The 19,604-nt window shown below is 61.8% G+C and carries 36 protein-coding genes; 35 read left to right on the top strand and 1 reads right to left on the bottom strand.

Annotated features, from left to right (window positions below; translation table 11 throughout):
* The 32 genes from tuf to rplQ form a co-directional block, all read left to right on the top strand.
* Positions 1 to 175 (top strand): elongation factor Tu (tuf, locus tag JSV08_09480; protein UCF81881.1); only part of this gene is annotated, 175 nt, incomplete at its 5' end.
* A gap of 10 nt (positions 176 to 185) precedes the next feature.
* On the top strand, positions 186 to 512 hold the full coding sequence (gene rpsJ, locus JSV08_09485; GenBank protein ID UCF80716.1) for a 30S ribosomal protein S10: 327 nt from the start codon (positions 186 to 188) through the stop codon (positions 510 to 512).
* Positions 512 to 1,135: a 50S ribosomal protein L3 gene (gene rplC, locus JSV08_09490; protein ID UCF80717.1), complete on the top strand. Its 624-nt coding sequence runs from the start codon at positions 512 to 514 to the stop codon at positions 1,133 to 1,135. Before rpsJ ends, rplC begins: the two co-directional genes overlap by 1 nt.
* The gene (gene rplD / locus JSV08_09495; protein ID UCF80718.1) at positions 1,128 to 1,757 is read left to right on the top strand and encodes a 50S ribosomal protein L4; all 630 of its coding nucleotides are present in this window, start codon (positions 1,128 to 1,130) and stop codon (positions 1,755 to 1,757) included. Before rplC ends, rplD begins: the two co-directional genes overlap by 8 nt.
* Entirely contained in the window at positions 1,754 to 2,065 is a 312-nt protein-coding gene (locus JSV08_09500) for a 50S ribosomal protein L23 (protein ID UCF80719.1), read from the top strand. The genes rplD and JSV08_09500 overlap by 4 nt, the downstream gene beginning before the upstream one ends.
* The gene (gene rplB / locus JSV08_09505; GenBank protein UCF80720.1) at positions 2,065 to 2,880 is read left to right on the top strand and encodes a 50S ribosomal protein L2; all 816 of its coding nucleotides are present in this window, start codon (positions 2,065 to 2,067) and stop codon (positions 2,878 to 2,880) included. Before JSV08_09500 ends, rplB begins: the two co-directional genes overlap by 1 nt.
* Positions 2,881 to 2,894: 14 nt before the next feature.
* Complete coding sequence (gene rpsS, locus JSV08_09510) at positions 2,895 to 3,194, top strand: 30S ribosomal protein S19 (protein ID UCF80721.1); 300 nt, start codon at positions 2,895 to 2,897, stop codon at positions 3,192 to 3,194.
* A gap of 6 nt (positions 3,195 to 3,200) precedes the next feature.
* Positions 3,201 to 3,587 (top strand): 50S ribosomal protein L22, encoded by a 387-nt coding sequence (gene rplV, locus JSV08_09515; GenBank protein UCF80722.1) that lies wholly within the window; start codon positions 3,201 to 3,203, stop codon positions 3,585 to 3,587.
* A gap of 3 nt (positions 3,588 to 3,590) precedes the next feature.
* Positions 3,591 to 4,244 carry a 30S ribosomal protein S3 gene (rpsC, locus tag JSV08_09520; protein UCF80723.1) on the top strand — a complete coding sequence of 218 codons (654 nt, stop codon included), beginning with the start codon at positions 3,591 to 3,593 and terminating at the stop codon, positions 4,242 to 4,244.
* Positions 4,245 to 4,259: 15 nt separating this feature from the next.
* The gene (gene rplP, locus JSV08_09525; protein UCF80724.1) at positions 4,260 to 4,676 is read left to right on the top strand and encodes a 50S ribosomal protein L16; all 417 of its coding nucleotides are present in this window, start codon (positions 4,260 to 4,262) and stop codon (positions 4,674 to 4,676) included.
* Between the two features lie 5 nt (positions 4,677 to 4,681).
* Positions 4,682 to 4,897, top strand: coding sequence for a 50S ribosomal protein L29 (gene rpmC, locus JSV08_09530; GenBank protein UCF80725.1), 216 nt, complete (start codon positions 4,682 to 4,684; stop codon positions 4,895 to 4,897).
* Positions 4,894 to 5,175, top strand: a complete 282-nt coding sequence (gene rpsQ, locus JSV08_09535; GenBank protein ID UCF80726.1) for a 30S ribosomal protein S17 — start codon at positions 4,894 to 4,896, stop codon at positions 5,173 to 5,175. The genes rpmC and rpsQ overlap by 4 nt, the downstream gene beginning before the upstream one ends.
* A complete protein-coding gene (gene rplN / locus JSV08_09540; GenBank protein UCF80727.1) occupies positions 5,172 to 5,540 on the top strand; it encodes a 50S ribosomal protein L14 in 369 nt (122 codons plus the stop codon). Before rpsQ ends, rplN begins: the two co-directional genes overlap by 4 nt.
* Positions 5,541 to 5,542: 2 nt before the next feature.
* Positions 5,543 to 5,872, top strand: a complete 330-nt coding sequence (locus tag JSV08_09545) for a 50S ribosomal protein L24 (protein UCF80728.1) — start codon at positions 5,543 to 5,545, stop codon at positions 5,870 to 5,872.
* On the top strand, positions 5,869 to 6,426 hold the full coding sequence (gene rplE, locus JSV08_09550; protein ID UCF80729.1) for a 50S ribosomal protein L5: 558 nt from the start codon (positions 5,869 to 5,871) through the stop codon (positions 6,424 to 6,426). The genes JSV08_09545 and rplE overlap by 4 nt, the downstream gene beginning before the upstream one ends.
* A gap of 9 nt (positions 6,427 to 6,435) precedes the next feature.
* Entirely contained in the window at positions 6,436 to 6,621 is a 186-nt protein-coding gene (locus JSV08_09555) for a type Z 30S ribosomal protein S14 (GenBank protein ID UCF80730.1), read from the top strand.
* A 10-nt stretch (positions 6,622 to 6,631) separates the two neighbouring features.
* Positions 6,632 to 7,048 carry a 30S ribosomal protein S8 gene (gene rpsH / locus JSV08_09560; GenBank protein UCF80731.1) on the top strand — a complete coding sequence of 139 codons (417 nt, stop codon included), beginning with the start codon at positions 6,632 to 6,634 and terminating at the stop codon, positions 7,046 to 7,048.
* Positions 7,049 to 7,050: 2 nt separating this feature from the next.
* A complete protein-coding gene (gene rplF / locus JSV08_09565) occupies positions 7,051 to 7,587 on the top strand; it encodes a 50S ribosomal protein L6 (protein UCF80732.1) in 537 nt (178 codons plus the stop codon).
* 4 nt (positions 7,588 to 7,591) lie between these two features.
* Positions 7,592 to 7,960: a 50S ribosomal protein L18 gene (locus JSV08_09570; protein UCF80733.1), complete on the top strand. Its 369-nt coding sequence runs from the start codon at positions 7,592 to 7,594 to the stop codon at positions 7,958 to 7,960.
* A gap of 12 nt (positions 7,961 to 7,972) precedes the next feature.
* The gene (gene rpsE, locus JSV08_09575; protein ID UCF80734.1) at positions 7,973 to 8,533 is read left to right on the top strand and encodes a 30S ribosomal protein S5; all 561 of its coding nucleotides are present in this window, start codon (positions 7,973 to 7,975) and stop codon (positions 8,531 to 8,533) included.
* The gene (rpmD, locus tag JSV08_09580; protein ID UCF80735.1) at positions 8,472 to 8,711 is read left to right on the top strand and encodes a 50S ribosomal protein L30; all 240 of its coding nucleotides are present in this window, start codon (positions 8,472 to 8,474) and stop codon (positions 8,709 to 8,711) included. Before rpsE ends, rpmD begins: the two co-directional genes overlap by 62 nt.
* Positions 8,708 to 9,169 (top strand): 50S ribosomal protein L15, encoded by a 462-nt coding sequence (gene rplO, locus JSV08_09585; protein ID UCF80736.1) that lies wholly within the window; start codon positions 8,708 to 8,710, stop codon positions 9,167 to 9,169. Before rpmD ends, rplO begins: the two co-directional genes overlap by 4 nt.
* A complete protein-coding gene (gene secY, locus JSV08_09590) occupies positions 9,096 to 10,574 on the top strand; it encodes a preprotein translocase subunit SecY (GenBank protein ID UCF80737.1) in 1,479 nt (492 codons plus the stop codon). The genes rplO and secY overlap by 74 nt, the downstream gene beginning before the upstream one ends.
* A gap of 8 nt (positions 10,575 to 10,582) precedes the next feature.
* Complete coding sequence (locus JSV08_09595; protein UCF80738.1) at positions 10,583 to 11,224, top strand: adenylate kinase; 642 nt, start codon at positions 10,583 to 10,585, stop codon at positions 11,222 to 11,224.
* Positions 11,225 to 11,236: 12 nt separating this feature from the next.
* Entirely contained in the window at positions 11,237 to 11,989 is a 753-nt protein-coding gene (map, locus tag JSV08_09600; protein UCF80739.1) for a type I methionyl aminopeptidase, read from the top strand.
* Positions 11,989 to 12,210: a translation initiation factor IF-1 gene (gene infA, locus JSV08_09605; protein UCF80740.1), complete on the top strand. Its 222-nt coding sequence runs from the start codon at positions 11,989 to 11,991 to the stop codon at positions 12,208 to 12,210. The genes map and infA overlap by 1 nt, the downstream gene beginning before the upstream one ends.
* Before the next feature lie 14 nt (positions 12,211 to 12,224).
* Entirely contained in the window at positions 12,225 to 12,338 is a 114-nt protein-coding gene (rpmJ, locus tag JSV08_09610) for a 50S ribosomal protein L36 (protein UCF80741.1), read from the top strand.
* A gap of 15 nt (positions 12,339 to 12,353) precedes the next feature.
* Positions 12,354 to 12,728, top strand: a complete 375-nt coding sequence (gene rpsM, locus JSV08_09615; protein UCF80742.1) for a 30S ribosomal protein S13 — start codon at positions 12,354 to 12,356, stop codon at positions 12,726 to 12,728.
* Positions 12,729 to 12,733: 5 nt separating this feature from the next.
* On the top strand, positions 12,734 to 13,120 hold the full coding sequence (gene rpsK / locus JSV08_09620; GenBank protein UCF80743.1) for a 30S ribosomal protein S11: 387 nt from the start codon (positions 12,734 to 12,736) through the stop codon (positions 13,118 to 13,120).
* A 14-nt stretch (positions 13,121 to 13,134) separates the two neighbouring features.
* Complete coding sequence (rpsD, locus tag JSV08_09625) at positions 13,135 to 13,764, top strand: 30S ribosomal protein S4 (protein ID UCF80744.1); 630 nt, start codon at positions 13,135 to 13,137, stop codon at positions 13,762 to 13,764.
* A 21-nt stretch (positions 13,765 to 13,785) separates the two neighbouring features.
* Positions 13,786 to 14,754 carry a DNA-directed RNA polymerase subunit alpha gene (locus tag JSV08_09630; protein ID UCF80745.1) on the top strand — a complete coding sequence of 323 codons (969 nt, stop codon included), beginning with the start codon at positions 13,786 to 13,788 and terminating at the stop codon, positions 14,752 to 14,754.
* A 14-nt stretch (positions 14,755 to 14,768) separates the two neighbouring features.
* A complete protein-coding gene (rplQ, locus tag JSV08_09635; protein UCF80746.1) occupies positions 14,769 to 15,167 on the top strand; it encodes a 50S ribosomal protein L17 in 399 nt (132 codons plus the stop codon).
* Between the two features lies 1 nt (position 15,168).
* Here the strand turns inward: rplQ and JSV08_09640 are convergent, their stop codons facing one another.
* Positions 15,169 to 16,602 carry a hypothetical protein gene (locus JSV08_09640; GenBank protein ID UCF80747.1) on the bottom strand — a complete coding sequence of 478 codons (1,434 nt, stop codon included), beginning with the start codon at positions 16,600 to 16,602 and terminating at the stop codon, positions 15,169 to 15,171.
* Positions 16,603 to 16,719: 117 nt separating this feature from the next.
* Between JSV08_09640 and JSV08_09645 the strand changes: the two genes are divergently transcribed.
* From JSV08_09645 to JSV08_09655, 3 genes are all read left to right on the top strand, one after another.
* Entirely contained in the window at positions 16,720 to 17,421 is a 702-nt protein-coding gene (locus JSV08_09645; GenBank protein UCF80748.1) for an MBL fold metallo-hydrolase, read from the top strand.
* Positions 17,422 to 17,435: 14 nt separating this feature from the next.
* Positions 17,436 to 18,965 (top strand): DUF3552 domain-containing protein, encoded by a 1,530-nt coding sequence (locus JSV08_09650; protein ID UCF80749.1) that lies wholly within the window; start codon positions 17,436 to 17,438, stop codon positions 18,963 to 18,965.
* Positions 18,966 to 19,026: 61 nt separating this feature from the next.
* Positions 19,027 to 19,557, top strand: a complete 531-nt coding sequence (locus tag JSV08_09655) for a polymer-forming cytoskeletal protein (GenBank protein ID UCF80750.1) — start codon at positions 19,027 to 19,029, stop codon at positions 19,555 to 19,557.
* The last annotated feature ends 47 nt before the right edge of the window (positions 19,558 to 19,604 follow it).

Here is a 19,604-nt window from a genome sequence, read left to right on the forward strand (position 1 = left end):
CGTGACGGGAGGGGTGAAGCTGAAGGAGGGAGTGGAGATGGTGATGCCTGGGGACATGGCGCAGTTGGGAGGGGAGTTGATGACGCCGGTGGCGATGGAGGAGGGGTTGAGGTTTGCGATACGCGAGGGGGGCCGGACGGTTGGGGCAGGCGCCGTTACCAAGGTGATTAAATGAGGAAGATTTGATGCCCGAGGAACGCATTCGCATTAAGCTCAAGTCCTACGACTACCGAAGCCTCGACCGCTCGCTTCGGGAGATCGTGGACACGGCGCGCCGCACGGGGGCCGTCATTCGAGGGCCTATTCCCATGCCGACGAAGATTAACAAGTTCTGCGTGAACCGCTCACCGCACGTGGACAAGAAGTCGCGCGAGCAGTTTGAGATACGGACCCACCGGCGCTTGCTTGACATTTACGAGCCGAGCCAGCAGACGGTCGACGCCTTGATGAAGCTCGATCTGCCCGCGGGAGTGGACGTGGAGATCAAAGCCTTCGGGGAGGACCACGCCTGATGATCGCGGGGCTGATCGGCCGCAAGGCCGGCATGACGCAGGTGTTCTCGGAGAACGGGGCGGCCGTGCCCGTGACGGTGCTTGAGGCGGGGCCCTGCGTGGTGCTCGAGGTGAAAACGCGCGAGAAGCACGGTTACGAGGCCGCCCAGCTCGGGCTTCTGGAAAACAAGAGCGTCACGAAACCCCAGGAGGGCCACGCCAAGAAGCACGGCGCGTCTCCCGCAAGGATCGTTCGAGAGTTCGCCTACGACACGAAGCCCGAGCCCGGGGAGAAGGTCACCGTTGAAATTTTTAAGGACATGAAGTACGTGGACGTTTCCGGCACAAGCAAGGGGCGCGGTTTTGCGAGCGTGATCAAGCGGTGGGGCTTCAAGGGTGGCCCGAAGAGCCACGGCTCTATGTTTCACCGCGCGCCGGGCTCCATCGGCGGCTCGTCGTTCCCGTCGCGGGTCTGGAGGGGAATGAAGATGGGAGGCCGCTATGGAAACAAGCGGGCCACGGCGCAGAATTTGGAAGTGATTAAAGTGGACCCGGAAAAGAACCTCTTGCTCGTGAGGGGGGCCGTGCCCGGGCATCGCAAGGGTTACGTGTTCATTTGCCGTGCGGTAAAAAAGCATGCTTGAAGTGGTGGTCAAGGACGTGGAGAATCAGTCGGTGGGGCGCGTCGCGCTCGACGAGGCGATTTTCTCGGCCAGCGTGAACGAAGGGCTCATTGAGGAGGACGTGCGCCACCAGCTGGCCATGCGGCGCGCCGGCACGGCCTCGACCAAGACGCGGGCCGAGGCCAGGGGCGGCGGTCGGAAGCCGTGGCGCCAAAAGGGCACGGGGCGCGCGCGCCACGGAAGCCGGCGCTCGCCTCTCTGGCGCGGGGGCGGCGTCACGTTCGGCCCCAAGCCCCGCGATTACGGCTACCGCCTGCCGAAGAAGAAGCGGTGGGGCGCGCTGTGCTCGGCCCTTACGCAGAAGGTTCAGGACGATGCCCTCGCCGTGGTGGAGCGGCTTGAGCTGGAGCGTCCGAAGGCCAAGGATTTGCTGGGCGTGCTGGCGAACCTAGGCCTTGGAGAGAGGAAAGTGCTTATCGTGGATGAAGAGAACCATGAGTGTTTGGCGCTTTCGGCGCGCAACGTCGTCAGCGTCGATGTGGCGCGCCCTATGGCGCTTCGCAGCGTGCACGTGCTGCACGCCGACGCAGTGCTTTTTACGCGGCAGGCGCTCCTTGCGCTTACGGAGGGAATGCCGCGATGAACGTCACTCGCATGCGCCAGATTGTGCGCCGTCCGCTGTTGTCGGAGAAGTCGGCCACGAAGCAGGAAAAAGGAACCCTTTGCTTCCAGGTGGCCCGGGACGCCAACAAGATTGAGATTAGGCAGGCGGTGGAGCGTCTCTTCGGCGTAAAGGTGCAGAAGGTGCGCACCATGACAGTGCGCGGCAAGATGCGGCGGTTTCGGCTGGCGGTCGGCAAGCGCCCCAATTGGAAGAAGGCCTACGTGATTCTGAAGGAAGGCGAGAAGATGATCAGCTTCGAGGACTTTGTGGCAGAGGAGAAGGGCTGATGCCGCTAAAGACCTATAAGCCCACCTCGCCGGGACTTCGCAAGAGAGCGCTTGCGTCGGGCAAAGAGATTACGGCGCGCGAGCCGCACAAGCCGCTCACGAGGCCGCTCAAGGAGCGCGCGGGCCGCAGCCGCCGGGGCCGCATCGCGGTGCGGTCGCGGGGAGGCCGGCACAAGCGCCTTTACCGGGTCGTAGACTTCAAGCGCGACAAATTCGATGTGCCGGGCAAGGTGGCGACGGTGGAGTACGACCCGAACCGGAGCGCGCGCATCGCGCTTGTGTGTTACGCAGACGGCGAGAAGCGCTACGTCCTTGCTCCCCACGGCCTCAAGGTGGGCGACGCCGTGCTCTCGAGCAACGCGGCCATCGACGCCAAGATCGGCAACACCATGCCCCTGGAGCATATCCCGCCGGGCATGGAGATTCACAACATCGAGCTGCGGCCCGGCAAGGGAGGCCAGCTGGTGCGAAGCGCGGGCAACGCGGCCACCATCGAGGCCAAGGAAGGCGCTTATGCGGTGGTGCGCCTTCCGTCCAAGCGAAGGCGCCTTATTTTGCTGCGGTGTCGCGCGACCGTCGGGCAGGTGGGGAACCTCGACCATGAGGGCGTCACGTCGGGCAAGGCCGGGCGCTCCCGCTGGCTGGGCCGCAGGCCCCATGTGCGCGGGGTGGCCAAGAATCCCGTGGACCATCCCCTGGGCGGCGGCGAGGGCAAGGCGAGCGGGGGGCGCCATCCCAGCACCCCTTGGGGCGCGCCGACGAAGGGCTACAAGACGCGCCGGAACAAACGCACGAAACGCTTTCACTTGAAGTAAGGAGTATCGAAACCATGCCGCGCTCGCTCAAGAAAGGCCCCTGGGTGGATGCGCACCTGATGCGCAGCGTGATGGCCATGAACGAGGCGAACACCAAGTCGGTCGTGAAGACGTGGTCGCGCCGCTCGACCGTGGTGCCCGAGATGGTGGGGCACACCTTGGCGGTGCACAACGGCAGGAAATTCATTCCCGTCTACATCACCGAGAACATGGTCGGCCACAAGCTCGGCGAGTTCGCTCCGACCCGCATTTTCAGGGCCCACGGCGGGGCGGGAGAAAAAGCGGCGGTGGTGAAGAAGCATACGAAAAAGTAAGGAAATATGCCTGAAGCGATTGCAAAAGCCAAGCTGAATCACCTGCGCCAGTCGCCTTACAAGATGCGCGAGGTTGCGGACCTGGTGCGCGGCCAGAGCGTGAGTCACTCCCTCTCGCTTCTGCGCCACACGAAGAAGCGCGCGGCGGTGGACCTGCTTCAACTCCTCGAGTCCGCCGTGGCCAACCTTCAGGCGAAAGGAGAGGGTGACTACGACGACGAGCGCCTCTACGTGTCGCTCCTTGTCGTGGACGAGGGGCCGACGCTCAAGCGGTATCAGCCGATGTCCTTGGGGCGCGCGGGGATGGTGCGCAAGCGCACGTGCCGCGTTCGCCTGGAGCTGGGGGAGCGTCCGGAAAAAGGCTCGGCCTCCGAGCACCGGGGAAAGGCCTGACGCATGGGACAGAAAGTTCATCCCGAGTCGCTCCGCCTGGGCTACATCCACACGTGGAAGTCACGGTGGTACGCCGAGAAGGACTACAAGGGCCTTCTTCACGAGGACCTGTGGCTCCGCGACTTTACCCACAAGCGCTACCCGCGCGCGGGCGTCTCGCGCGTCATCATCGAGCGCGCCGCGAACAAGCTCAAAATCAACATCCATACGTCGCGCCCCGGCGTGGTGATCGGAAGGAGGGGCGCGGAGGTGGAGAAGTTCCGCAAGGACGTGGAAAAACTCACCAAGCGGGAAGTCTACGTGAACATTCAGGAGGTGGCGCGGCCGGAAGCCGACGCGCAGTGCGTTGCCGAGAACATCGCGGTCCAGCTCGAAAAGCGCGTGATGTTCCGGCGCGCCATGAAGCGCGCCGTCGAGACCGCCCACCAAGGCGGTTGCAAGGGCATCAAGGTCATGGTGGCAGGGCGCCTCAGCGGAAGGGAAATCGCGCGCACGGAGTGGTATCTCGAAGGGAAGCTGCCGCTTCACACATTCCGTGCGGACATCGACTACGGGTTTTCGCAGGCGTATACCACCTACGGCGTCATCGGTATCAAGGTTTGGATTTACAACGGTGATATTATGGACGTGGAGGAGGCCCACCATGCGGGGCTGTAGCGAAGAGATATTGCCATGTTGATGCCCAAGAAAGTTAAATTCCGGAAACAGCAGCGGGGCCGCCGCAAGGGCAAGGCTTGGCGCGGCAGCGGCGTTGATTTCGGGGACTTCGGCCTGCGGACGCTCGGCGCGGCCTGGCTGACGGCGCGTCAGATTGAGGCGGCGCGGGTGGCGCTTTCCCGCCATCTTCACAAGGGTGGAAAGCTCTGGATTCGCGTGTTTCCCGACAAGCCGGTGACCAAAAAGCCGCTCGAGACGCGCCAGGGCGGCGGTAAGGGCCCCCCCGAGGAATGGGTGGCGGTCGTCAAGCCTGGCCGCGTCTTGTTCGAGGTGGAGGGCATCCCGGAGAGGGAGGCGCGGGAAGCGTTCCGGCGCGTCGGCCACAAATTGCCGGTCAAAACCGTTTTTGTAAGCCGGGCCGAGGTGCGGTGACCATTATGGCACGGGCGAAAGATTTGCGGGAACTCGACGACAAGGATCTGCGCGACCGGGCAGCGGAGCTCCAGCAGGAGCTTTTTAAGTTCCGTTTTCAGAAGGTGCTCGGGCAGCTCGAGACGCCCATGCGAGTGCGAGCGGCCCGGAGGGATTACGCCAGGATTCTGACGGTGCTTCGAGAGCGGGAGAGGGAACGCAGCAGGGAGAAATCGGCATGAAGGGGCGTCGTGCAACCCAAGTGGGTCGGGTGCTCAAGGATAAGATGCAAAAGACGGTGGTGGTCGCGGTGTCTCAGACCTACCGCCATCGCCGCATTGGAAAGTACATACGAAAGACGAAGAAATATTATGTTCACGACGAGAAAAACGCGTGCCGCGTGGGCGACAAGGTGCTCATTGTGGAGACTCGGCCCGTGAGCCGCCTCAAGCGGTGGCGGCTGGCCAAGGTTCTGGAGCGCGGTACCGACGGCGACTTAAACGCGGAGGCGGCGTCATGATCCAGATGCGCACGCGCCTCCGCGTGGCCGACAACTCGGGTGCCAAGGTCATCGCGTGCATCCACCCCCTCGGCGGCGGCACCGGCCGCCACGGTCGGCTGGGCGACGTCATTCGCGCCAGCGTCAAGGAGGCCATTCCCCGCGCCGAGGTGAAGAAAGGCGACGTCGTGCGGGCCGTGATCGTCCGGACGCGGAAAGAACACCGCCGCAGGGACGGCACCTACATTCGCTTTGACGATAACGCGGCGGTGCTGATCAACGAGCAGCGCGAGCCCGTCGGAACGCGGGTGTTCGGTCCCGTCGCGCGCGAGCTGCGGGACAGGAATTTCGTGAAAATCGCGTCGCTGGCCCCGGAGGTGCTCTGAGGATGGCACGCATGCATGCCCGCAAAGGGGATACCGTGACCATAATGGCTGGCACCGATAAGGGAAAAACCGGCAAGGTGCTGCGAGTGTTTGTCCGCGAGGGCAGAGCCGTGGTGGAAGGGGTCCGTTTTGTCAAGAAGCACGTGCGCCCCAATCCGAGGCGGAACATCAAGGGCGGTATCGTGCAAAAGGAAGCGACGGTTCCGCTTTCCAACCTGATGGTGGTGTGTTCGGGGTGCAAGAGGCCCGCGCGCGTCGGGATTCAAATCCTCGAGGACGGCCGCCGGGTGCGTCAGTGCAAGCGCTGCAAGGAGCATATTGTTACCCCATGACGGTGCCGCGAATCCGCGAACGATACGAGAAGCAGGTGCGACCGGCCATGAAAGAGGAATTCGGCTACCGAAGCCTCATGGCGGTGCCGCGGCTGCACAAGATTGTTGTTAACATGGGCGTTGGAGAAGCCAAGAGCGACATTAAGATTCTGGACGCCGCGGCCGGTGAGTTGGCCTCCATCGCGGGGCAGAAACCGAAAATCACCCGCTCGCGCAAAGCCATAGCGGCGTTCAACGTGCGGGCGAATCTTCCCATCGGCTGCTGCGTCACGCTGCGGGGGAACCGCATGTACGAGTTTTTCGACCGCCTCGTGAACATCGCCCTTCCGCGCGTGCGGGATTTTCAAGGACTTCCGCCGCGTGCCTTTGACGGGCGCGGAAACTATACGCTCGGGCTGCGTGACCAATTGGTCTTTCCGGAAGTGGACTATACGAAGGTGGACCGCCTCATGGGCATGAACGTCACCGTCGTCACGATGGCGAAGACGGATGAGGAGGCGTTCTATCTACTTCACGCGCTTGGCATGCCGTTCCGAACACGGAAAGCGGCTTAGAGGCAAGAAATGGCTACGACCGCTTGGGTTGCGAAAACGAAGAAGAAGCCGAAGTTCAAGGTGCGGTGCCGCAATCGCTGCAACCGCTGTGGACGCCCGCGTGGCTATTATCGAAAGTTCGGATTGTGCCGCATCTGCCTCCGCCAGTTGGCCCACCGCGGAGAACTTCCGGGAGTCATTAAATCCAGTTGGTAAGGAATTTCCAATGCTGACCGACCCCATTGCCGATATGCTGACGCGAATCCGGAACGCCCTGGCCGTTCGCCACCACGATGTGGAGGTGCCGGCTTCCAGGCTCAAGATGGCCGTCCTGCGTGTGCTCAAGGATGAAGGCTACATTGAGGATTTCGAGGAGGGGCACTCCCAGGCGGAATCGCGCTCCGGCAAGTCACCCAAGCGCATCCTTAAAGTGCACCTCAAATACGAGGGCGACACGTCGGTCATCCGGAATCTTCGCAAGGTAAGCAGGTCGGGGCGCCGCGTCTATTGCAGCGCCCGGAACCTGGCCCAGATCCAGAGCGGGTTGGGGATTTCCATCGTTTCCACGTCACGCGGCGTCATGACCGACCGCGACTGCCGCCGCCGCTCCCTCGGGGGAGAAATTCTCTGCGAGGTGTGGTAGAAATGTCACGGGTTGGAAAAAAGCCCATTTCACTTCCCCAGGGCGTTACGGTCAGCGTGGCGGGCGATGTGTGCACCGTGAAGGGCAAGCGGGGAGAGCTTGTCGTCGCGGTATCCCCTGGGATTGAGGTTGTGGTCAAGGACGGCACGGTGACGGTTTCTCGGAAGGGGAATTCGGCGCGTCATCGGGCGCTCCATGGCCTCACGCAGCGCCTTTTGGTCAACGCCGCCGAGGGCGTTTCCAAGGGCTTTGTGCGCCGCCTCGAAATGAGCGGTGTCGGCTATCGCATTGCGCTCAAGGGCAGGAAACTGGAAATGGAACTCGGCTTTTCTCATCCGGTGATCTATGAGCCTCCCGCGGGGGTTACGCTTTCCATTGAGGAGAAAAACATCATTGTGGTGGCGGGTGCCGATAAGCAGCAAGTGGGACACGTGGCGGCTGAGCTCCGGCGCGTCAAGCCGCCCGATCCTTATAAGGTCAAGGGCATCAAGTACGCGGGAGAGGTTATTCATCGCAAGGTGGGGAAAGTGGGGGCCTAGCGCGATGATAAAAATTATCTCAAGAAACGAGCTGCGAAAAAAGCGTCATTTCCACACGCGAAAGCGGATGGTGGGAACATCCCAGAAGCCTAGGCTGTGCGTTTACAAAAGCCACAAGTACATTTATGCCCAAGCCGTGGATGATTTAAACGGCCGCACGATGGCCGCGGCCTCCAGCCTTGAAAAGGAGGCACGCGGCGTTTTCCTGGGACACGCCAACAAGGCCGCCGCGAAATGGGTCGGAGAGCGCCTGAGCGGGCGCCTTGCGGCCGGGGGGGTCGCCTCGGTCGTGTTTGACCGAAGCGGCTATGCCTACCATGGCGTGGTTAAGGAATTGGCGGATGCCGTGCGCGGCCAGGGCATAAAACTTTAAAAAGGACACCCGATGGCTGAGACGAAAGATCAGGAAATTTACGAACAGGTGGTTCGGATCAACCGCGTCACCAAGGTGGTGAAAGGCGGCAAGAACTTCAGTTTCAGCGCTATGGTTGTGGTCGGGGAACGCAACGGCAAGGCGGGCTACGCCATGGGCAAGGCGCGGGAGGTGCCGCTGGCCATTCAAAAGGCCATGGCCAAGGCGCGGCGCCACATGAAGCGATACTCGCTTGTCGGCTCGACAATCCCGCACGAGGCGTACGGGCGCAACGGGGGAGGGCGGGTGTTCATACGGCCCGCCTCGCCGGGCACGGGGGTCATCGCGGGCGGCGCCGTGCGCGCCGTCATGGAAGCCGTCGGCGTGCGCGACGTGTTGACGAAATCTCTTGGCTCCGACAATGCAATTAATATCGTTAAAGCAGCGTTTCAGGCGCTTGGGACGCTCCGGTCGCCACGGGAGGTGGCAAAGTTGCGGAACAAGCAATTCGAAGAACTGGATCTGGCGGAAAATGTCCGAAACCAACTCCTCTCCGACTCAGAGCAAGAAACCATCCCAAGCGAAGAGCTCTAAGAAACTTCGCATTCGACAGGTGCGCAGCCCCATAGGCTTCACCCGCGGGCAGCGCGAGGTCCTGCGCGGCCTGGGGCTTCGCCGCATCCGTGACGAGGTTGTGCGCGAGGACACCCCGGCGGTACGGGGGATGGCGGCGAAAATTTCCCACCTCGTGAAGATTATTGAGGAAGGATGAGTTCGAAGTTGCATGATTTGAAGCCCCCGAAGGGGGCCCGCCGCAAGGCCAAGCGCGTGGGCCGCGGCCCCGGCTCCGGCCATGGCGTGACCGCCGGCAAGGGCACCAAGGGGCAGCAGTCCCGGTCGGGCTACCGGCGCCAAATGGGGCGGGAGGGAGGACAAATGCCGCTCGTCCGCCGTGTGCCCAAGCGCGGCTTTACGAACATCTTTCGCAAGCGCTGGGCCGTGGTCAACGTGCGCGATTTGGCCGTATTTTCGAAGGACGCAGAGGTGACGCCCGAGGCGTTGCGCGAGCGCCGCCTTGTGCCTAACCTGTGCCTGTACGAGGGTGTCAAGATTCTCGGCGTCGGGAAGATCGCAACGGCGCTCGTCGTTCGGGCGCATGCCTTCAGTGCGGGTGCCCGCGCCAAGATCGAGAAAGCTGGCGGGCGCGTGGAGGTTATTCCCCGTGCTTGAGCAATTTCGCATTCTCGAAACTTTTCGCAACATCTTCAGCATTCCCGACCTCCGCAAGCGGGTGCTCTTCACCTTCGCACTGCTCGCGGTGTTTCGCATCGGGTCGCACATCCCCATTCCGGGCGTGGACGCCCGGGCGCTCTCGGAATTTTTCGGGCAGGCCGGAGGCGGCTCGCTCCTCGGGTTCGTGAATTTGTTCACCGGGGGGGCGTTCCAGCGCCTGGCCATCTTTGCGCTCAACATCATGCCCTACATCAGCGCCTCCATCATCCTTCAGCTTCTCACTGTCGTATGGCCCTATATGGAACAGCTCCAAAAGTCGGGGGAAGTAGGCCGGAAAAAGATCACGCAGTACACGCGCTACGGAACCGTTCTCATCAGCGCCATCCAGGGAACGGGCATCGCCTTTTGGATCGAGAACATGCCAAAGGGGCCGGGGGGCTCTCCCATCGCCGTTTCGCCCGGGTGGGGCTTCCGCTTCATGACGGTGCTCACGCTCACCACTGGCACCATCTTCATCATGTGGCTCGGAGAGCAGATTACGGAGCGCGGAATAGGAAACGGCATCTCGCTCATTATCTTTGCGGGCATCGTCGTGGGACTTCCGAGCGCGATCCAATGGACGGTGCAGAGCTACCGGTCCGGAACGCTCGACCTCTTTACCATCGTCATCCTCGTAGCTTTTATGGTCGCGGTGTGCGCCTTCATCGTCCTTGTGGAGCGCGGGCAGCGCCGGATCCCAGTCCACTATGCCAAGCGCCTTGCGGGGCGCCGTATGATGAGCGGTCAGGCGACCCACCTGCCGATCCGGGTCAACGTGGCCGGCGTCATCCCGGTCATCTTCGCCGTGTCCCTGATTATGATTCCACAGACCGTCGTCCAGTTCGACACTTTACAGGACGTGCCGCTTATCCGGGGCATAGCGGAGCAGTTTCAAATGGGGCGTCCCCTCTACGTGCTGACCTACGCTTTGATGATCATGTTCTTCTGCTATTTTTACGTGTCCATCATCTTCAACCCTTCGGACGTGGCGGACAACCTGAAAAAATTCGGCGGCTACATTCCCGGAATCCGTCCCGGCCGGCACACGGCGAACTACATCAGCGAAGTGCTCAACCACCTCACGCTCGCGGGCTCCTGTTACCTTGCGGCCGTGGCACTTCTTCCGGATTTCCTTATGAACGGCTTACAGGTGCAGTACATTCCCGGGATCGGCCAGGCCCTACACAGCTATTTTCCGTCTTGGTTTACGCAAGGGCTGGGAGTGGAATTTTACTTTGGCGGCACTTCGCTGCTCATCGTCATCGGCGTCGCCATGGATACCGTTCAACAGGTGGAGGCCCAGCTTGTCATGCGCCATTACGACGGGTTTCTGAAGGGCAGCCGCATCAAGGGGCGCCGGTGACAGGAGGCGTGGTGCTCTTAGGCCCTCCGGGGGCCGGCAAGGGGACGCAGGCAGAGGCCTTCACGGCGCGGCAGGACGTGCCGCACGTCTCGACGGGCGACATCCTGCGCGATGCCGTCGCCCGCCGGACCGAGGAGGGCCTCAAGGCGCAGCGCCTCATGGAGCAGGGAGAATTGGTGCCGGACAGCCTTGTCGCAAGCATGGTGGAAGCCCGGCTGCGCGAGAGGGACTGTGACGGGGGGTTTGTCCTGGACGGGTTTCCGCGCAATGTCGAGCAGGCCGAAATGCTCGAGTCCATTTTAGGGCGCACGGGGCGCACCCTGGCCTCCGTGGTGGCCATCGAGGTGCCCGAGGAAGAGGTTGTGGTGCGCTTGGGCGGGCGGCGGGTTTGCGGCTCCTGCGGACGGAATTTCCATGTGCGCTTTCAGCCGCCGCGCGTGGAGGGGCGATGCGACGGGTGCGGTGGGGCGCTCGTCGTGCGAAAGGACGACACTCCGGACGTGATTCGGGAACGCCTTGCCGTCTACCAGAGGCAGACCGAGCCGCTGCTTCGGCTGTACGGCGAGCGGAGTTTGCTTCGGCGGGTATCCGGTGCGGGCAATCCGGAAGAGGTGGCGGAAAGAATTCTGCGGTCGGTGGATATGGTATAATATTAACTTAATATGATTGTTTACAAGACGCGCGAAGAACTTGCCATTATGAACGAAGCGAACCGCATCGTCCGGAAGACCCTCAAGCGGCTTACCGAGGTCATCGAGCCGGGAGTTACAACGTATGACCTTGAACAGACGGCGGAGGCGTGCCTTCGAGAAGCCGGGGCCGAGCCCGCCTTTAAGGGCTACCGGGGATTCCCATGCTGCTTGTGCGTTTCCCTCAACGACGAGGTCGTGCACGGGATTCCCTCCAAGAAGCGAGCCCTGCGCAGTGGTGACGTCGTCAGTATGGATTTTGGCGTGGTGTGGAAAGGCTACTACGGAGATTCGGCCGTTACAGTGCCCGTGGGCGAGGTGAGCGAAGAGCGGCGGCGCCTCATCGACGTCACGAGCGGGTCGCTTCAGCGGGGAATCGAGAAGGTGAGGGCAGGGGGGCATGTTTCGGACATTTCCCATGCTGTGCAGACGTTCGTCGAATCACACCAATTTTCCGTCGTGCGGGACTTTGTAGGCCACGGTATTGGCACCGCTCTGCACGAGGATCCTCAGGTGCCCAATTACGGCCCTCCCGGGCGCGGTCCGCGCCTGGAGCCCGGCGTGGTGCTTGCCATAGAGCCTATGGTTGCGGAGAAAGACAGCGAGGTGTTCGTGGACGGCAACGGATGGACGGCGCGCACGCGGGACGGCGGCTATGCGGCCCATTTCGAGCGGTCGGTCGCCGTTACGGAAAACGGTCCCTGGATTTTGGGTCAAGAAGGGTGATGCCGAAGGAAGAGGCTATCGAGGCGAAAGGAATCGTGAAAGAAAAACTGCCCAATGCCATGTTTCGCGTAAAGTTGCATGAAAGCGGACACGTCGTGCTCGCCCATGCGTCAGGAAAGATGCGAAAGTATTTTATACGCATCCTCCCGGGCGACGAGGTGCTCGTGGAGCTCTCGCCTTACGACTTGACGCGGGGGCGTATTATGTTTCGCTACAAATAACGAGGTGATCCGATATGAAAGTGCGACCTTCCGTCAAGAAATTCTGCTCGCGGTGCAAGATCGTACGCCGCAAGGGCGTGGTGCGGGTGATCTGCAAGAACCCGAAGCACAAGCAGCGGCAAGGCTGAGGCTGAGAAAGAGTTATGGCGCGCATTGCGGGAATTGATTTACCGGCCAAAAAGAGCGTTGAGATTGGCCTGACGTATATTTACGGCATCGGCCGCACTCGCTCGAACGCGATTGTGAAGGCCGTGGGCGTGGACAAGGAAAAGAAAGTGAAAGACCTTACCGAAGATGAGGTGATGCTCATCCAGCGCAAGATACAAGAGGAGGGAGACATTGAGGGCGAGCGGCGAAAACAGGTTCGCAACGACATTTCCCGGCTGATTGAAATCAGCTGCTACCGCGGGCTTCGCCACAAGAAAGGATTGCCGGCGCGGGGGCAGCGCACGCATACGAACGCCCGCACGCGGAAAGGGCCGCGCATGAAGCTGCGTCCCAAGCGAAAGACGGAGTAAAGCTTATGGCGACACGGACCCGCGCAAAAAAATCGCCGAAGAAGAACATCGTGCACGGGGTGGCGCACATCCGGGCGACGTTTAATAACACCCTGATCATGATTGCAGACCCTAAAGGCAACGCCGTCTGCTGGTCCAGCGCTGGCCGCATGGGGTTTCGGGGTTCCAAAAAGGGCACTTCCTACGCTGCCCAGAAGGCGGCGCTCCACGTGGGTCAAATCGCGGTGCAGAACGGCATAAAGAGTCTGGACGTGCACGTAAAGGGTCCGGGCGCGGGTCGCGAGTCCGCGATTCGTGCCTTTGAAATGGTTGGAATTCGCGTTACGTCCATCAAGGACACCACCGGCGTTCCCCACAACGGGTGTAGGCCCAGGAAGCGCCGCAGGGTATAGGAAGGGGGTTTTTCTTGGCTCGATATCGCGGTTCGGCTTGTCGTCTGTGTCGGCGTGAAGGACTGAAGCTTTTTCTTAAAGGGGCGCGCTGTTACGGCGAAAAGTGTGCGATCGAGCGCCGAAGCTATGCCCCCGGCCAGCATGGCCGGCGGCGCCGGCGCACTCGGCAGAACGAGTACGGCCTGCAGTTGCGCGAAAAGCAAAAGACCAAACGCGTGTACGGTGTTCTGGAGCGGCAGTTCCGAAAATATTTCAAGCAGGCCGATCGCTTCAAGGGTATTACGGGCGAGGCGCTTCTTACGACTCTGGAGCGGAGGCTGGACAACGTTCTCTACGCGTTGGGATTTGGCGCGTCGCGTTTCCACGCGCGCCAGCTCATCGGCCATGGGCATGTTCTTGTCAACGGGCGACGCATTGACGTCCCTTCGTACCTGGTTTCGGAAGGCGATGTGGTTGTGCTCAAGGAAAAGGCACAAAAGAATCCGGTGGTGGCCGACGCCATGGCGATCGGTCGTGACGTCCCCTCGTGGCTTGAGGCGCACCGCGAGGAAGGCAAGGGCGTGGTCAAGCGCCTTCCGGTGCGCGAGGACGTGGTGCTCCCCGTGACCGAGCAGTACATCGTCGAGCACTATTCGGCGAGATAATTTCAGGAGGTCCCTTACCGTATGTTCACTCAGAGTTTTCAGCGTCCCAAGCGGTTGGAGTGCAACACCGAAGCGTTGACGCCCCGCTACGGGGAGTTTTACACGCAGCCTCTGGAACGAGGCTTCGGCACGACCATAGGAAACGCGCTTCGCCGCGTGCTTCTTTCTTCCATCGAAGGCGCGGCCATCACCGCCGTGCGCATTGAAGGCGCGGCGCATGAGTTTACCTCTCTGGGCGGGGTGCTTGAGGATACCACGGATGTTATTCTTAATCTCAAGCAAATTTCCTTTAAATCTGTCTCACCGGAGCCCCAGACCTTGACCCTTAAGGCCAAGGGTCCATCCAAGGTAACCGCGGCCCAAATCGAGACCACTCCGCACGTGGAGGTGCTTGAGCCCGACCGCTACATCGCGGCGCTCAACGCGGATGGAGCGCTCAACATGGAACTCGTGGTGCGGATGGGATACGGCTACGTGCCTGCCGAAGCCAACTTCGACGAAACGTTTCCCCTGGGTTACATCCCCGTGGATTCGTCACACTCGCCGGTGCGCAAGGTGGCCTACACGGTGGAGGACGCGCGGGTAGGGCAGAGAACAGACTACGACAAGCTCACCCTCAAAATCTGGACCAACGGGGCTGTCACGCCTCAGCAGGCCCTGGCGCGTGCCGCCATCATTCTCAAGGACCACATGGGACTTTTCATCAATGTGGAGGAAAGCGAGTACGTGAGCGCGCATCCCGATCATCCTGAAGACGGCGGTCTGGGAGCGCTGGACAAGCTCGCGCGCCCTATAGAGGAGCTTGATATATCGTCTTCGCGGGCGCGCCGGGCGCTGCAACTGCTTCGGGTGCGCACCGTCGGCGACCTGCTGAAGCATACGGAGGACGAACTGCTTTCCATCGAGAACTTCGGCAAGAAATCCCTCAAGGAAATCAAGGAGCGCCTTCGCGATATGGGGTTGAGCCTTGGCGTGAAAGTTGATTCCTAGCGGGAGCCAACACGATGCGGCACCGGAAGCGACACTTTAAGCTCAAGCGCACGGCGGGCCATCGCGTGGCTCTGCTGCGCAGCCTTGCGACGTCTCTTCTCCGCCATGAGCGCATTCGCACCACCTGCGCCAAGGCGAAGGCCGTGCGACCTTTCGCCGAGAAGCTTATCACAAAGGCCAGGCACGGTGGATTGCACAATCGGCGTTTGGTGGCCAGCCACATCCACGACCGCGGAACCGTAAAGAAGCTGTTTGACGTCTTGGCGGCGCGCTATGCCCAGCGCCCGGGAGGCTATACCCGTATCCTGAAGCTCGGCCCCCGGGGCGGCGACCGGGCAGAGATGGCCCTTCTTGAGCTCGTCCCTCCGACGGAGAAGACGGAAGAAGGCAAGCCGGAAGCCAAACGCGGCTAGTTTACTGCTTTTTTGGTCCGCCTCCGATGCCGAAGAAGCGCTGGAAGTTGCGGGCGATGCTGATGCGGATGAGGAACGAGTGGCCTTTCGCATCCTGCTTGTCGAACGTCCACTCCGACCGCGTCCCCATTTCGCCCACCGCCTTTTTCCCCGTGGCGAGAAAGCCGCTGTCGTCAAAGGGCATCAAGAAATCGCGAACCTCGAAATTAACCACCCACCGGGGACTCATCTGCCAGCGCACGCCCCCACCGAAAGTTATGACGGTCGCATCGTGGAACTCGAAGTCAAAAAAACTCAGGGCTTTTTGCGCGTTCGTGCACGCGGTTGCGTTGTAGAGGGGATCACTAACATCGCAGATGCCGCTTCCGTTCCCCATTTCGTCCACAGAACCGGCCAGTTTTTGAAATTCGTTAAATTGGCCGAATTGATTCAAGCATCTCTGATCGGTTAGAGCGTTTGAATCACTGGGATCGCAAAGTTGGCGTACGTGGCCTCGAAGGAGGAAACTGTCGCTGGAGCCGAAAACATAGCCCCCTCCCCCCACAGCGTAGAAGGTGACCGGGCGCAGTCGTTGGCGCTTGTTGAGTTGGGTGTAGATGTAATTCACGGACACGGTCGTGTAGGCGTACTCGCCCTCCGCTTCTAGGCCGTACCATCCCATGGGGAGGGTCAGCTTCGTGCCACCGAAATTGAGAGACACGGGCAGGGCATCACTTCCCGAAGAGACGCCAAAGGTGCGGTTGTAATCGGTTTTGAATTGGTTAACGTTGAGTTCGAAGCCGTGTCGTCCTTGGACTTCCACGGACGTACCGTCGTCGGCCTCGCCTATTCCGCGGAGGCGATACAAAATATAGAAACCGTACGCTAGGGTGTCTTTCGAAGACGCGCTCCCCGTGAGAACCATACGCCCCGTTTGAAGGCCCAACTCCCACTGCCGCCAGGAAGGGACGGCTTCCTCCAGAGGCACTTCTTCGATTTCCTCTATCTCCACAACCTCGTCTTCAATTTCCATGCCCTCGGTTTCCTCTATCTCCGGGGCCTCTTCTTCGATTTCCCCGATGCCCTCGATTTCCTCTATCTCCGGGGCCTCCTCTTCGATTTCCCCGATGCCCTCGATTTCCTCTATCTCTGCCTCGGGAGCCTCGGCTTCGGTTTCGCCGATGCCCTCGGGTTCCTCTACCTCCGCCTCAGGGAGCTCGCCCTCGGTTTCGCCGATGCCCTCGGGTTCCTCTACCTCCGCCTCGGGAGCCTCGCCCTCGGTTTCGCCGATGCCCTCGGGTTCCTCTACCTCTGCCTCGGGAGCCTCACCCTCGATTTCCCCGATGCCCTCGATTTCCTGGCCCAACGCAGTCACGCAAAGAAGTATGGAAAGGAAAAAAAAGAGCACACCCCTTCCCGTCCAGAAAGGCTTTTCACAATAAGAGCGTGGACTCATGAGGCGCAGAGTATAGCAGGTTTCGCCTGGAGTGTCAATGCCTGTAGGGCTCCGGGTAATGTCGGTATCGCTTCCGCGTTTGCCCCGCTGCTGCGCCGCATGCTACGCTGGTTTAATATGAAGATTCATACGCGGCAGGTCGGCCCCCTTCAAAACAACGTTTTCGTCGTCACGGACGATGAGGGCCGCGAGGGCATTCTGGTGGATCCGGCGTGGGGGAGCGACGCCCTGGAAGGCTGGGTCAAGGGCATCGGTTGCGACATTCTCGCCATCCTCGACACGCACGGCCACTTCGACCACTGCTTCGAGAACGCCCTCTACCGCCGCCTCACCGGAGCAAGACTTTTGGTTCACAGAGACGACAACGCGTGGCTTGAGCAGCAGGGCAAGCAGGGGACGGCGTGTGGCGTCGAGGCGCCCGAGTCGCCGTCCGCGGACGAAAACGTCCGCGACGCGCAGGTCCTCAAACTCGGCTGCGAGGAAGCCCACGTCTTTCACTGCCCCGGCCACACCGAGGGAAGCACATGCCTCTACGTGCCGGCGGCCGTCGTGGCGGGGAATTCCTCCATGGCGGACACGTCGGAAAAACCCGAGGCCCGAAGCCCCGCACCCGCCGTTCTTACGGGCGATGCCCTCTTCCGCGGCTCCATCGGCCGCACCGATTTGCCGGGCGGCGACTTTTCGACGCTCATCAAATCAATCCACTCGAAAATTTTGACGCTTCCCGACGAAACGCTCGTTCTTCCCGGCCACAACGACTTTTCCACCGTCGACGAAGAACGCCAAACGAATCCTTTTCTGACGGGGAAACATTTTTAAAAGAGGGGAAAACCATGGAATATTTGCCCTTGATGGTTATCGTTGCGGCGACGGCCCTTCTCTTCTTGGGCCTTGGCTGGCGGCTGCGCAGCCGCGAGGATACCGAGCCGAAAGACGCCCTAAAGAAAAAAAGACCCTACGAAGCGCCCTCCATAGCCGCGACGCGGCCGGACCCGTCGGCGCTGATTAAGGAAGACCTCGCTTTTTCGGAGCGCGAGCTGGCTCTCGAGGAGCGGGAACGTAAGCTCCGGGAGCGCACGAACGCTCTGGGCGAGCAGGAGAAGCGCCTCAAGGAAGAAAAGAGCGACCTCAACGCACAGACGGCGGCGCTCGAGGCACGCCGCGCCGAGGTGGAGGGGGAGCGCGAATCCATCGCCGCCGCGCGCGCGCGCTACGAAGAAGCGCTCGGCAAGGCTGCGAGCCTCGCGCCCGACGAGGCCAAGCAGGAGCTTTTTCGCAGCCTTCGCTCGCATTTTGAAAGGGCGGCGGAAAAAGCCGCGGCCGAGGCGCGCCGCCTCGCCCTTGCGCGCGCCGACAGGGACGCCCGCCGCATCCTCTCGACGGCCGTCTCCCGTCTTGCCCTTGACGCCGCGCGTGATCTCATGCTCCATGAGGTCATCCTCCCGCATGAGTCTTACAAAGGAAAAATCATCGGCAAAGAGGGCCGGAACATCCGCGCCTTCGAGAGCGAAACCCGCGTCAAGCTCATCATTGACGACGCGCCGCGCCGCATCCTTCTGTCCGCCTTCGACCCCGAGCAGCGCGAAGCGGCGCGGCAGGTGCTTTTGAGAATGATCGAGACGGACCGCTTCCATCCCGACGCTATCACGGAATTCACGGCGGAGGTGAGCACCGGCTTCGAAGCGTCCGTCGAGGAGGCGGGCCACGAGGCGTTCCTCGAAGCCGTGCTCGACGAAAAGGCCGAGGTGAATCCCGGTCTCCTGCGGCTCATGGGACGTCTCAAGTTCCTGAACGTCCACGGCCAGAATCTTCTGCACCACTCGATCGAGGTGGCGCACCTTGCGGGCATTATGGCCGACGAGATGGGGCTCGACGGGCGGGCGGCGCGACGCGCCGGATTCTTTCATGACGTTGGCTACGCCCTCACGCACGAGAAGCCGGGGACGCACCCGGAGGTCGGCGCCGAAGAGGCCGCGCGCCTGGGCGAATCGGCCGTGGTGGTGAACGCGATCGCCGCGCACCATGAAGACGCGCCCGCCGAATCGTTCGTCGCGGGGCTCGTTGCGGCGGCGAACGTCATCTCGACCTCACGCGCGGGCGTGCGCACCCGTATGGCGGCCGATCCCATCCGCCGCATGGAGGAAGCGGAGCGCCTCGCGAAGGAATTCCCCGGCGTCGAGGAAGCCTACGCCGTTCACAGCAACCACGAGGTGCGCGTCATCGTCGACCCCGGTTCGATCGACGAACCAAAGGCCGAGGCGCTCTCGGCCGCCATCGCCCAGCGCATCGAGAAGGAAATCGAATACTCGGGAAAGATCGTCGTGACCGTCGTCCGCGAGACGCGCGCGGAGGCGACGGGGTGAAAAAGCTCCGGCTCGTTTGACAAAACCGCGCCAATCGGGCACACTAAAATAAGGTTCTCCCATGAAGAAAGAACTGGAAGACATAAACGGATTCCTCGACCGCGGCGTCACGGTGAAGGGCGAGCTCCACTTCACCGGCATGCTGCGCCTCGACGGGCGCCTGGAAGGGAAAATTGTTTCCGACTCGCATCTCGTCGTCGGCCGGGGCGCCGAAGTGGAGGGCGAGATTGACGTGGGGCACGCCACGCTCGGGGGCAGCGTGCGCGGCACCGTGCGCGCAAAGAAGCGCGTGGAAATCCTTCGCGACGCCAGAGTCACGGCCGACCTCCACGCCCCGACGCTCACCATCGAAGAGGGCGCCTTCTTCGAGGGCCGCTGCTACATGTCCGGCGAGAAGAAGACTCGCGGCGCCCAAGAAAGCCAGTCGTTCCTCGCCGCTCCGAAGCCCGCCCTCCGCCCGACTCCTGCCCTCCGCACGGCTTCGGAAGGCGGGTCGGAGGATGGACGCTCCGGCCCCGGCTCCGGCGGAGCCTCCGCCGAGCCGAGCGCGGCGGGGCCGGTCGTTGGGATGAGGCAGGCTTCTTCGAAATAAAGTCCTTCGCCGAACCCAAAACCTCGACGTGGATTTCCTCGAGAACA

This window comes from Acidobacteriota bacterium (assembly GCA_020349885.1).
Lineage (GTDB): Bacteria > Acidobacteriota.

Excerpts from the sequence above, each read along its gene's own strand:
- JSV08_09640 (UCF80747.1), bottom strand. The coding sequence starts at position 16,602 with ATGAGTCCACGCTCTTATTGTGAAAAGCCTTTCTGGACGGGAAGGGGT.
- JSV08_09650 (UCF80749.1), top strand. The coding sequence starts at position 17,436 with ATGGAATATTTGCCCTTGATGGTTATCGTTGCGGCGACGGCCCTTCTC.
- JSV08_09545 (UCF80728.1), top strand. The coding sequence starts at position 5,543 with ATGGCACGCATGCATGCCCGCAAAGGGGATACCGTGACCATAATGGCT.
- rplF (UCF80732.1), top strand. The coding sequence starts at position 7,051 with ATGTCACGGGTTGGAAAAAAGCCCATTTCACTTCCCCAGGGCGTTACG.
- rplP (UCF80724.1), top strand. The coding sequence starts at position 4,260 with ATGTTGATGCCCAAGAAAGTTAAATTCCGGAAACAGCAGCGGGGCCGC.
- rplN (UCF80727.1), top strand. The coding sequence starts at position 5,172 with ATGATCCAGATGCGCACGCGCCTCCGCGTGGCCGACAACTCGGGTGCC.
- rpmD (UCF80735.1), top strand. The coding sequence starts at position 8,472 with ATGTCCGAAACCAACTCCTCTCCGACTCAGAGCAAGAAACCATCCCAA.
- rplB (UCF80720.1), top strand. The coding sequence starts at position 2,065 with ATGCCGCTAAAGACCTATAAGCCCACCTCGCCGGGACTTCGCAAGAGA.
- rpsE (UCF80734.1), top strand. The coding sequence starts at position 7,973 with ATGGCTGAGACGAAAGATCAGGAAATTTACGAACAGGTGGTTCGGATC.
- rplC (UCF80717.1), top strand. The coding sequence starts at position 512 with ATGATCGCGGGGCTGATCGGCCGCAAGGCCGGCATGACGCAGGTGTTC.
- JSV08_09500 (UCF80719.1), top strand. The coding sequence starts at position 1,754 with ATGAACGTCACTCGCATGCGCCAGATTGTGCGCCGTCCGCTGTTGTCG.
- infA (UCF80740.1), top strand. The coding sequence starts at position 11,989 with ATGCCGAAGGAAGAGGCTATCGAGGCGAAAGGAATCGTGAAAGAAAAA.
- rpsS (UCF80721.1), top strand. The coding sequence starts at position 2,895 with ATGCCGCGCTCGCTCAAGAAAGGCCCCTGGGTGGATGCGCACCTGATG.
- JSV08_09570 (UCF80733.1), top strand. The coding sequence starts at position 7,592 with ATGATAAAAATTATCTCAAGAAACGAGCTGCGAAAAAAGCGTCATTTC.
- rpsK (UCF80743.1), top strand. The coding sequence starts at position 12,734 with ATGGCGACACGGACCCGCGCAAAAAAATCGCCGAAGAAGAACATCGTG.
- rpsC (UCF80723.1), top strand. The coding sequence starts at position 3,591 with ATGGGACAGAAAGTTCATCCCGAGTCGCTCCGCCTGGGCTACATCCAC.
- secY (UCF80737.1), top strand. The coding sequence starts at position 9,096 with ATGCCTTCAGTGCGGGTGCCCGCGCCAAGATCGAGAAAGCTGGCGGGC.
- rplQ (UCF80746.1), top strand. The coding sequence starts at position 14,769 with ATGCGGCACCGGAAGCGACACTTTAAGCTCAAGCGCACGGCGGGCCAT.
- JSV08_09630 (UCF80745.1), top strand. The coding sequence starts at position 13,786 with ATGTTCACTCAGAGTTTTCAGCGTCCCAAGCGGTTGGAGTGCAACACC.
- rplO (UCF80736.1), top strand. The coding sequence starts at position 8,708 with ATGAGTTCGAAGTTGCATGATTTGAAGCCCCCGAAGGGGGCCCGCCGC.
- rpsQ (UCF80726.1), top strand. The coding sequence starts at position 4,894 with ATGAAGGGGCGTCGTGCAACCCAAGTGGGTCGGGTGCTCAAGGATAAG.
- JSV08_09655 (UCF80750.1), top strand. The coding sequence starts at position 19,027 with ATGAAGAAAGAACTGGAAGACATAAACGGATTCCTCGACCGCGGCGTC.
- rplE (UCF80729.1), top strand. The coding sequence starts at position 5,869 with ATGACGGTGCCGCGAATCCGCGAACGATACGAGAAGCAGGTGCGACCG.
- JSV08_09555 (UCF80730.1), top strand. The coding sequence starts at position 6,436 with ATGGCTACGACCGCTTGGGTTGCGAAAACGAAGAAGAAGCCGAAGTTC.
- JSV08_09645 (UCF80748.1), top strand. The coding sequence starts at position 16,720 with ATGAAGATTCATACGCGGCAGGTCGGCCCCCTTCAAAACAACGTTTTC.
- rpsH (UCF80731.1), top strand. The coding sequence starts at position 6,632 with ATGCTGACCGACCCCATTGCCGATATGCTGACGCGAATCCGGAACGCC.
- rpmC (UCF80725.1), top strand. The coding sequence starts at position 4,682 with ATGGCACGGGCGAAAGATTTGCGGGAACTCGACGACAAGGATCTGCGC.
- rplD (UCF80718.1), top strand. The coding sequence starts at position 1,128 with ATGCTTGAAGTGGTGGTCAAGGACGTGGAGAATCAGTCGGTGGGGCGC.
- rplV (UCF80722.1), top strand. The coding sequence starts at position 3,201 with ATGCCTGAAGCGATTGCAAAAGCCAAGCTGAATCACCTGCGCCAGTCG.
- map (UCF80739.1), top strand. The coding sequence starts at position 11,237 with ATGATTGTTTACAAGACGCGCGAAGAACTTGCCATTATGAACGAAGCG.
- rpmJ (UCF80741.1), top strand. The coding sequence starts at position 12,225 with ATGAAAGTGCGACCTTCCGTCAAGAAATTCTGCTCGCGGTGCAAGATC.
- rpsM (UCF80742.1), top strand. The coding sequence starts at position 12,354 with ATGGCGCGCATTGCGGGAATTGATTTACCGGCCAAAAAGAGCGTTGAG.
- rpsJ (UCF80716.1), top strand. The coding sequence starts at position 186 with ATGCCCGAGGAACGCATTCGCATTAAGCTCAAGTCCTACGACTACCGA.